11 protein-coding genes and 1 pseudogene are annotated in these 8,849 nt (G+C 52.4%); 4 read left to right on the top strand and 8 right to left on the bottom strand.

Annotation, left to right across the window (positions count from 1 at the left end):
* Together ACFMO7_RS01980 and ACFMO7_RS01975 are read left to right on the top strand one after the other, a co-directional pair.
* Nucleotides 1-300 (top strand): hypothetical protein (locus ACFMO7_RS01980; protein ID WP_376793861.1); only part of this gene is annotated, 300 nt, incomplete at its 5' end.
* A 99-nt stretch (nt 301-399) separates the two neighbouring features.
* On the top strand, nt 400-801 hold the full coding sequence (locus ACFMO7_RS01975) for a hypothetical protein (protein WP_376793860.1): 402 nt from the start codon (nt 400-402) through the stop codon (nt 799-801).
* A 467-nt stretch (nt 802-1,268) separates the two neighbouring features.
* Here ACFMO7_RS01975 and ACFMO7_RS01970 read toward each other — a convergent pair.
* From ACFMO7_RS01970 to ACFMO7_RS01935, 8 genes and pseudogenes are all read right to left on the bottom strand, one after another.
* A pseudogene (locus tag ACFMO7_RS01970) lies at nt 1,269-1,541 on the bottom strand (transposase); the annotation flags it as partial.
* Between the two features lie 895 nt (nt 1,542-2,436).
* Entirely contained in the window at nt 2,437-2,877 is a 441-nt protein-coding gene (locus tag ACFMO7_RS01965; protein WP_376793859.1) for a hypothetical protein, read from the bottom strand.
* 11 nt (nt 2,878-2,888) lie between these two features.
* Entirely contained in the window at nt 2,889-3,032 is a 144-nt protein-coding gene (locus ACFMO7_RS01960) for a polymorphic toxin type 47 domain-containing protein (RefSeq protein WP_376793862.1), read from the bottom strand.
* Entirely contained in the window at nt 2,987-3,160 is a 174-nt protein-coding gene (locus ACFMO7_RS01955; protein WP_376793858.1) for a polymorphic toxin type 47 domain-containing protein, read from the bottom strand. Before ACFMO7_RS01955 ends, ACFMO7_RS01960 begins: the two co-directional genes overlap by 46 nt.
* On the bottom strand, nt 3,109-3,897 hold the full coding sequence (locus ACFMO7_RS01950) for a hypothetical protein (RefSeq protein ID WP_376793857.1): 789 nt from the start codon (nt 3,895-3,897) through the stop codon (nt 3,109-3,111). Before ACFMO7_RS01950 ends, ACFMO7_RS01955 begins: the two co-directional genes overlap by 52 nt.
* Before the next feature lie 377 nt (nt 3,898-4,274).
* Nucleotides 4,275-4,661 carry a hypothetical protein gene (locus tag ACFMO7_RS01945; protein ID WP_376793856.1) on the bottom strand — a complete coding sequence of 129 codons (387 nt, stop codon included), beginning with the start codon at nt 4,659-4,661 and terminating at the stop codon, nt 4,275-4,277.
* 73 nt (nt 4,662-4,734) lie between these two features.
* Nucleotides 4,735-6,501: a PKD domain-containing protein gene (locus ACFMO7_RS01940; protein ID WP_376793855.1), complete on the bottom strand. Its 1,767-nt coding sequence runs from the start codon at nt 6,499-6,501 to the stop codon at nt 4,735-4,737.
* 301 nt (nt 6,502-6,802) lie between these two features.
* Nucleotides 6,803-7,192 carry a VOC family protein gene (locus ACFMO7_RS01935; RefSeq protein ID WP_376793854.1) on the bottom strand — a complete coding sequence of 130 codons (390 nt, stop codon included), beginning with the start codon at nt 7,190-7,192 and terminating at the stop codon, nt 6,803-6,805.
* 126 nt (nt 7,193-7,318) lie between these two features.
* On the opposite strand from ACFMO7_RS01935, the gene ACFMO7_RS01930 reads away from it, so the two are divergent.
* Nucleotides 7,319-8,314, top strand: coding sequence for an integron integrase (locus ACFMO7_RS01930; protein ID WP_376793853.1), 996 nt, complete (start codon nt 7,319-7,321; stop codon nt 8,312-8,314).
* 285 nt (nt 8,315-8,599) lie between these two features.
* Nucleotides 8,600-8,849 (top strand): twin-arginine translocation signal domain-containing protein (locus tag ACFMO7_RS01925; protein ID WP_376793852.1); only part of this gene is annotated, 250 nt, incomplete at its 3' end.

The following is an 8,849-nucleotide window of genomic DNA, read 5'->3' as shown; positions in this document are numbered from 1 at the left end:
TCTTGCCGCCAAATCATGAGAATCAATGCCCATGATTTTGCCTTTTACTTCTCTACCATAGATTTCCTCTATGGAATAGGAGCGATAGATGAGTACACCTATCTGTATCTCGCCTATGTCGGCGATTTCGCCTTCTACTCTTGCTTTGTTGAACGGTTTGATGAGCAAGGTGTGGCGTTTGCGGGGTTGCGTATCAATGTCGGGGAGCCAAACAATCCGATCAACGGCTCTCACTTCATTCAAGATACGAGAGATGAGAGCAGGCTATACCAGAAGCTAACGACGGCGCTCTGGTATTAGTCACAAGCATAGAGCTCAGGGAAACAGACCTAAGCTCTAATGAATGCATTATCATTCTTTTTCAAATCTCAGAGTATCAAACATTGGAAGGAGGAGTTTATGTTCAAGGAGTTCACCGCGCCATCCCTCGCTATATTAGTAGTCAATTTTGTGTGCATGACATCAGTTGCCGCCACGCAGCAACCGAGCACTGATGCCCGTACTATCGAGAGGGTAAAAGCCAGAGTAGCTCAAATTAGCACAGGTTCGGATGCTCGTGTGGAAGTCAGACTGTACGACGGTAGGAAGGTGAAGGGATACATCTACAAAATAGAGACAGATTCCTTTACAGTAATAGACGAAGGAACGGGTGTGGTGACAAACATTGCCTACTCACAGGTTCAGAAAATCAAAACGCTTGCGCTGTCAGGTGACAAGAAGCAGGTCGTTAAGATTCTGGTCATGGTAGGTGTTGCGGCGGGGTTAATTCTCGGACTCGGTTATCTTACCGGCAAGAACTAAGCCGGAGATTAGGAAACTTCTTCCGTCATCAGCTTAACCATTCCAATTTATTCTTATCCCGGAGATTTAGCTGAATCGTGAGGTGCTCTTCATACAAGGAACATGATCGGGAGGATAGATAAGTACGGATATTTATTTCTTGCCTATGCGGGTGATGTATCTTTCTACTCCTGCGTCATTGAGCGATTCGATGAGCTAGGTGTGTCGTTAGTCAAGTCGCGATTTTTGTGGGTTTCTCTTCCGCGGCGAGAGAGCGGGGCCATGTCCATGTAACGCCTGAACGCCCAGTCTTCCGTGACCCTGAGTATCACCACCGTGGCCAAGTTGACCAGGCTCTCCTCGTTCACCCCCACCGCCACCAACAGCGCCAAGTCTACCACCCGCCCGCCCCAGTTCACCTTGAAGTAGCTCGCCTCCAGGTAGGGGTAAGCCAGCTCCAGGGGCCGCCCCCTCCAAGCGGTCCCCCTCTAAACGCTGGGCGATCCAGGAAACCGCCTCCTTGCCAATCCGGATCCGGGAAAGCCCCTCGGTGACGCGCGGCGCGTCTTGCGGGTGGAAACCCCTTGCAGATACATCTCCAGGACGGCCTCTTCCACCTCCCCGGTCATCCGCTTGTCGCGCTCGAAGACCTCGGTCAGGAAGGTCCCCTCGCGATCCCGGGGGATCTTGAGCTGTGCGATCTTGCCCACCGGCGTGATCAGGTCCCGGGTGTAGTGGCCGTTGCGTTCTCCTCGTCGGCTTGGCGTGCGGCGCGCGGTAGCGGGCGGCCAAGTGCTCGGTCATCTCCTGCTCAAGCACCTCCTCTATAACAGCCTTCACCCCCTCCCGGATACGCCGGCTGATCTCTTCTTTGGTCAATCTCTGGATCTCTTCCTGGCCCCTTCGTGCTTAACCCACAAATAAGTGACACTACCAGACTTTAAGCTTGGTGCGGCTCAGTGAGGGCGCAAACGGCCGTTGTAGCGGCGCCGCCTAGTCTGGGGTCAGGGCGTCGGACTTCTTTCGAAATGCAGGTATATCGCGCCTTTTATCTATTCATACTCTGGTTCCTGCAATTCCTTCTTCAGTCGCTTGACCTGTCATTTTCTGAACTGATGGGTGCCGTCTCGGTACTTCTTGGTCGCGTGGAACCGGTCCCTGCGGCGGTGTTTGCTTGATGGCATTCAGGTCGGTGCAGGCTCTTTGGATGAAAGATTGCTAAAGGGTTTGGAGCTCAAAGAGGAGCAGATCTTCACCTTTGAGCGACTCGAACGGGTACAGCCCCACTTCTTCACCATGCACATGCCAGCCGATCTCTTCACGTGGGGCTTTTAAGAAGACATTTAGGGTAAGAAGTTGTGGGCCTTGAGAGTTTGCAGGTTGCCTCCATAGGAGATACGTGAAGAGATTCATGATAAAGAGATCACGATGCGTACAAGGAGCATCTTTAAGGCTGTTTTAAGACTGCCCACCAACTTGAATTAACGCTAGACTTCAGCCGCCCCGCGCCGGAAGCGACAACCTTCCCAAAGGACCATATATGGTTGATGAAAAGCAAGCTGAGGGCAATCAGCTTAAGCGACTTGTTGGGCCGTGGTGAAAAGAGAAAGCGAGACATCGACATAGAATCCCGCAGTAGCACATTCGGGTGCTTTTTTATTCTGTAACTTGCATCTTCTTCTCCCTTATCCAATTAGCAGCCAGACCTGTCCCAATCAAGAAATCGTGGTGATTGTAGCACAGCAGATATGTCGCTTGTGAGTCAGTCAGATAAAACTCAAAGCCTGTACATTCCCATAAGGTTCGCACAACGCATTCACCATTCTCAAAAATCACTCCCGGTTCACCGGGTCTATCTATGAAAAGCATGATGACTTGGTCTCGCTTTACAAACTCGCCTATCCACTGCCACGCTTCTTTATTTTGGATTGATGCTCGGTCTATCAAACCTTCCCAAAAATAATTATGATTACTCCCGTCCGTGTACTTTTCACGTAATTCTTTTACCAGCCTCTCTCGTTCTGAACGAGCCAATTCTGTAGCTTTACAACCGACATGTTTCGCTGCATCCAAAACTTCAACTGTGAGCTTGCTCATAATTTACCTCGCTATTCTCTCGTCGTCGGGCGATTGACAGGAACTTCATCCAAGGGAATGTGTCCGCGAAGAGCACCACCAGCAGACCTTTTACCAGGCGTTTGATAACCTACGTGTGGGTCTGCCGGCCCGTGCCCGTCAAGTTTGTGTCCGATATATTAACCTCTGCTCCACCTTTTGCTCTCCATTCGACAGGAAAACTTTTGCCATTTTTATCAACCGCCCATTTCGTTACCTCGAAATCCTGTTTAGGAGCACCAGTGCGTTTAAAAGCTTCATCCACGGCTTCCCTAACAGGGTTGCCAGTACCGCGCCAATCCAAATCAACCTTCGGGTCAAATTCCAATCTCCTGCGCTCTTTGGCGTATCAACACTCCCGCTACTCGTCGGGTTGGCATTTTCGCTCGTCATATTGTGCAGCGTGTTGATGCCGACTGCCGCGCCATGAGTTGTCACCGCCGCTCCCGCAATAACTGTCGCCACACCTGCGCCCGGAATGACTGCACCAGCGCCGGTCGCTGCCGCTGGCGATGTAACGAGTGCTTCTCCACCGCCGCCTAACATCATTCCAAGTCCGCCTCCAATCTCTGCCGCCGATTGCAGCAGCGATACGCCACGACCAATGCCGCGCCCAAGCGTGTTCTGATTCTCGACCATCTCGGGTAGAACATCATGCAAGACTTCCGTTGGTACGCCATTATTTTCCAACACCGTCGTTGTCATCCCATTCAACGTCCGTTCGATCTCCGTAAGCACCGACTGCACGGCTTCGCCCACTTGTTCAACGCCGCGCTGCACTTGTTCAGCCGAGGGTAATGGCAACGGCGCAACCAGCGGCATAATAGGCGTTGGCAAGCCGAGAGGCCGCGCCTGCGGTAATCTGGCTTCGATTGCGGCGCGTACGTCGTGGCGCTCTTCCAGCTTTAACACCTGGAACCACGGATGCGTGGCGCTGAATGACCGCTGTGCAGTTAGGTATCTTGGGTCTTCCGGCTGAGCATACAGATGTAACACCGGCACGGCAGGGTCCAGGCTGGACAGGGCCTGGAGGGGCTCCCGGCCTTCGCATACGCAGCGGCGATCTCGTGGTCTGCGCGGGCCCACAGCTCAAAGGGATACGAACCCATATCCTCGCGCACATAGGTGCGTATCCCGTGCGATTGAACTTCTGGCATTTGCCTTCCTCCGTTTACGCCTAACGCCGGACTTCAGCCGCCGCCCGCAAGAAGCATCCAACCACATCTTTAGGGAGATTGATGAGAGCCACGCTATCGGGCGGTCGGCTGCAAGGACTTGTTAGGCATTCCGGGATATACACTCATTCTGGGTGAAATTGATGAGCAGACTGATGCTAGTGAGCGACAAATATCTTTTGAGCATTTTGCCCTCATCCAGAATTATGATGATTTACCCACTGCTATTGCTGCTAGAATTACCAAACCCACGACGATTCCTATAACAATAACAGTCCTTCGAGAAAAGTTATTACCTTTGACCTGCTGGACTTGCGGGTAAGGCACAGTCGTTGCTTCTCCCGTTTTCGGATTGACAACGACAAAGGAATCTTCTCCCGCTTCGCTGATGTAACCTTCAACCTTGCGGTTATCCTTCAACTTCACCTTGACGCGCGCTTCTGTGCCTGTGCCAAGTCTTAGAATGCCTGCTTTGACTTTCGCCGCCGCACGCGCTTCCTTTTCTGGATTGGTACTCGCCGCGCCTGACGTGACGCATACGAGATTGATGAGCAGGGCAATGACTGTCAGTGACAAGTATCTCTTGAACATTTTGCTTTCTCCTTTGTCGGAAAGCGAATGAGGGAGAGACACAAAGACACATCTCTCCCTTAAAGGATTGCCTTTACCGCAAATATATTTGGGTAAAGCGTTTGTTAAGTTTGTCGCGTAGCTTCTCGTCTAGAATGAAGCTAGAGCCGTTGATTGGGAGGGTGAGTTCACCGACATTGATACGCAACCCCGAAAATGCGCCGCCGATCTCCGAGAAGTGTTCGACGAAACAGGAGAAGAAGACCGCATCGGCGGCATAGGCAATGAGAAGGTATTCAAACTCAGTAATCCACCCGAAAGCATACATGAAATCAATCTCAGACAACGTAGCCAAGATGATTTGCAATCGGAACATCGGATAATGTTCGGGGTGGAAAGTGAATGTTCCATGCTTGGAGCGTGACAGCCACAGATTAACGTGACTACCAGCCGGGATTGGATAATCTGGAAAACGAACTCTGCTTTGGTCAAATAGAAATTCGTCTTCATGGGCAGTCGTAAATACAGCATAGGCACTGTACGCTGATGGGTCTGTGTTGAAAGCGTAGTTGCTTGTCGGCGCGGCTACTAGAATCGCAGAGCGTTCATTATCTATTGCATGGTCTGTGAGAATCCGTGCAATTTCAACAGCACTGAAACCAAGCAATCCAAGAAGGATGTAGCAATCAGCATCCGCATCAGGACCATCATCACGATTCCACAAAGTGAGATAGTCAATCTGCGCGACGCTGTATTGAACACCGTAAGCGTTCGTCGCAAATCCGAGCGGCGTTACTCTGTAATGACTGATCGGGCTTGGCGGCACATACGGATTATAGACATCCCTCACCTGTTGCGGCACGGCATCATAGAAGGTAGCGAAGCCTGTTCCCGCTCTCTCTCCTGCCGAAACGTGGTAGATGGGCGTGAAGAAGTCGGCTACTTGGTTCTCGAAATCATCCGGCAAGCCGTCGGCGTCCGCATCCGCGCCTGATACTGGAGAGCTAGTGACAGTGATCGTGACGGATGAACTGGCAGATGCGCCCGCGTTGTCCGTCACCGTTACTGTCGCCGTGAATGTGCCCAAAGATTGATAGGTGTGCGTGACTTGCGCGCCTGCTGCCGTTTCTCCGTCGCCAAAGTTCCAATTGTAGCTTGTGATGTAGCCATCTGGGTCGTAGGCGTTGGCATTGAAGTTGACCGTAAGCGGAACTGTGCCGGAAGTCGCAGAGGCGGCGACGCTGACTTGTGGCGGTTGATTGCCGGAACAGAGTGTCGGGTCAGTGAGGCACGGGTCTGGATTGCAGAGTTCGGGGTTGATGATGCAGGGGTCTGGCTCGCACATCTCTGGATAGATGATGCACTGATCGTCCGCCCTGAGGCTGGTGGTTTGGTTGCTGGTGGTTTGATTGCTGCCGCTCTGTGACGAGTCTAAAGATGCGCTGAGTTCTCGCCCTTTTGCTTTGACAGTTTGATGTTTTCCTTCTTTGTCGGTGAAAGTGAGCGGCGCGTCTTCATCATCACCGCTCACCTTTCCCTTGATAATGTCTTTCCACGTTATCGGCTTTCTGTTAGGCGCATACCTTCCTCTAGCTACGTCTTTCATCACCCTTCCCATAACTTCGCGGAGCTTTTTATGCGCCTTTGCCCGTTGTTCGGGCGTAGCTCTCTCCCATGCTGCTCTAGCTTCGGGAGACGCACCGACATTTGCGCTACGAGGCAACTTTTTCAGCAGTTCTTTGGGAATGGATGGGGATTGGCAAGTGTCACATTCTTGAGCGAGAACGTTAAAACGTCCGCCACCGGAGCATACAGTCAAAATCATGCTTGCTGCGAGTACAAGGCTTACGAGGGATTTCATGTTGGTAAACTCCTTTGAGGGAAATACTGAGTAAGCGGATTATAACCACATCTTCTATGAAGTCAATGAAGAAATGTGAAGATAAACTATGGGCAAAAACTTTACTTAATAAGGGGCAATGTGGGCTTCAAAAGCAGTCATATGCAAGGAATATAATAGAGTCCTATTTAGCGTAAGGAATGCCTAACGGCTCGCGCTTCACCTGCGCCGCGCAGCGGAGCGAAGCGGCGTCAGGTGCAAGCGCTTGTTGGGCGGCGATTCGTTTGACAGCACGGGGGGTGCGAATCCCCACTGCATTCATCTACCTGCGTCGCTCCAGCAAGTCAAACAGATTCCCATGCAAGTCCCGAAACACCGCTTGCTTGCCCCAAGGCGCTTTGGTCGGCTCCTCCACAAACTCGACACCTTTCTCTTTCATTGCTTGATACGTCCTGTCGAAATCGTCCGTCTCTATGGTAATCAGCATATTTGTTAGCTGCTTGCCGATCATCTCCTGCTCCTTCTTATTGCTCGCTTTCTCAAAAACGATTACGGTTTCGTTGCCATCGCTTGGGGCCACTGCCACCCAGCGGATTCCGGGAGCGAGCTTCTTGTCAACGACTTTGGCAAAACCAAGCTTGTTAGTGTAGAAGGAAAGTGCTTCATCAACGTCACTGACAAACAGAGTTATGTGTGCAATTCTACTGAACATCAAATCTTCTCCTCCTTATTGGTTAATGAGTCTGGTCAGGTACCTATCACGATTGCGGTAAGCCGCCCAACTAGCAATTATGCCGCACCTGCGGTATAATACCCTCCCAAGAGGAGTTATACCAAAGTGGCGAATGACGATAAACCACCGAAGTTTTATTCACCCAAAACCTCCCCTTTCCTAAACTCGGTGCGCGAGGCCATCAGGGTTCGCCATCTAGCCCGTAGTACCGAGCAGTCGTATTTGTACTACATCACCGATTATATCAGGTTCCACGGCAGAAAACACCCAAGAGAGTTGGGGCTAGAAGAGGTGAGGGCCTACCTAACCGATCTCGCAGTAAACCAGAACGTATCGGCCTCTACGCAGAATGTAGCCCTTTCGGCCTTGCTTTTTCTGTACAAGACGGTACTCGAGAACCCCCTACTCGAGAACATCGAGGCGATCCGGGCCAAACGAACCAAGTACTTACCCACAGTGCTTACCCGGGAAGAGGTGCAGGCCATACTGGCCCATACCGATGGGGTTCATCACCTGATTTTGTCGCTGCTCTACGGCACCGGAATGCGTCTGATGGAAGGATTGCGCCTTCGGGTCAAGGATATTGACTTTGCCCGCGGGGAAATTACGGTGCGGGAGGCCAAAGGCAACCGGGAACGCAAAACCATGTTGCCAGCCAAGCTGGTGGATGGGCTGCATAGGCAGCTCGAGTACGCAAAAGCCTTGCATGATCTCGACCTGGCTGAAGGTTATGGGGAAGTAGAGATGCCAAATGCACTGGCGCACAAATACCCCAGTGCCGCAACGTCCTGGGCCTGGCAGTATGTTTTTCCGGCAGCCCAACGTTCCCGAGACCCTCGTACCGGTCGCATTGGCAGGCACCACATCCTAGAGGACGGTGTACAGCGGGCTATGAAGAAAGCCATGAGGGCAGCCACAATTTATAAACACGCCAGCGTCCATACCCTGCGTCACAGCTTCGCTACGCACCTGCTGGAATTGGGCTACGACATCCGCACGGTACAGGAGCTTTTGGGCCATAAGGACGTAAAAACCACCATGGTTTACACGCACGTCTTGAACCGATGTGCAAGGGGCGTTCGTCGCCCGCTCGATTCATAGGGCCATCCCAGCCTACTTGGGGAGGAGAATTCCCGCGCCGTCCTCTAAAAGCAGTCGAGACGTTCAATGCCATTCCCATTCCTTCAGTCCGAGACCGTCGCGGCCTCTAAAAGCAGTCGAGACGTTCAATGCCATTCCCATTCCTTCAGTCCGAGACCGTCGCGGCCTCAGCGACCGATCTCGAAGGGAATCGAGATGTCCGATGCCATTTCCACACTTTTGGCCGACCGAATATAATGCGCCTGCGCTCTTGCAAACAGTCTCAATCGTCAATGGAAAGGATCGATGAATCGACGTGACTTCTTGCTGGCGGCGACCCTGGCCGGAGTGGCCGCGAAGGTCGGCGCGTCGGCTACGCAAAGCGGGGTTCCGGCGGCGGAACTTGAGGAGGTGCCCATCGCCGAGTTGCAAAAGCGCCTGCAATCGGGCGAATGGAGCGCGCGCCGGCTCGCGGAGCGGTACATCGAGCGGATCGAAGCGATCGATCGCGCTGGCCCAAAGATCAACTCTGTCGTCGAGATCAACCCGGACGCGC

This window comes from Thermogemmatispora sp. (genome assembly GCF_042408735.1).
Lineage (GTDB): Bacteria > Chloroflexota > Ktedonobacteria > Ktedonobacterales > Ktedonobacteraceae > Thermogemmatispora.
The sequence above is the reverse complement of the archived record's forward strand: the minus strand, read 5'-3'. Positions and strand labels throughout refer to the sequence as shown.

Coding starts and splice junctions, on each gene's coding strand:
- ACFMO7_RS01975 (WP_376793860.1), top strand. CDS start 400: ATGTTCAAGGAGTTCACCGCGCCATCCCTCGCTATATTAGTAGTCAAT.
- ACFMO7_RS01965 (WP_376793859.1), bottom strand. CDS start 2,877: ATGAGCAAGCTCACAGTTGAAGTTTTGGATGCAGCGAAACATGTCGGT.
- ACFMO7_RS01945 (WP_376793856.1), bottom strand. CDS start 4,661: ATGTTCAAGAGATACTTGTCACTGACAGTCATTGCCCTGCTCATCAAT.
- ACFMO7_RS01940 (WP_376793855.1), bottom strand. CDS start 6,501: ATGAAATCCCTCGTAAGCCTTGTACTCGCAGCAAGCATGATTTTGACT.
- ACFMO7_RS01935 (WP_376793854.1), bottom strand. CDS start 7,192: ATGTTCAGTAGAATTGCACACATAACTCTGTTTGTCAGTGACGTTGAT.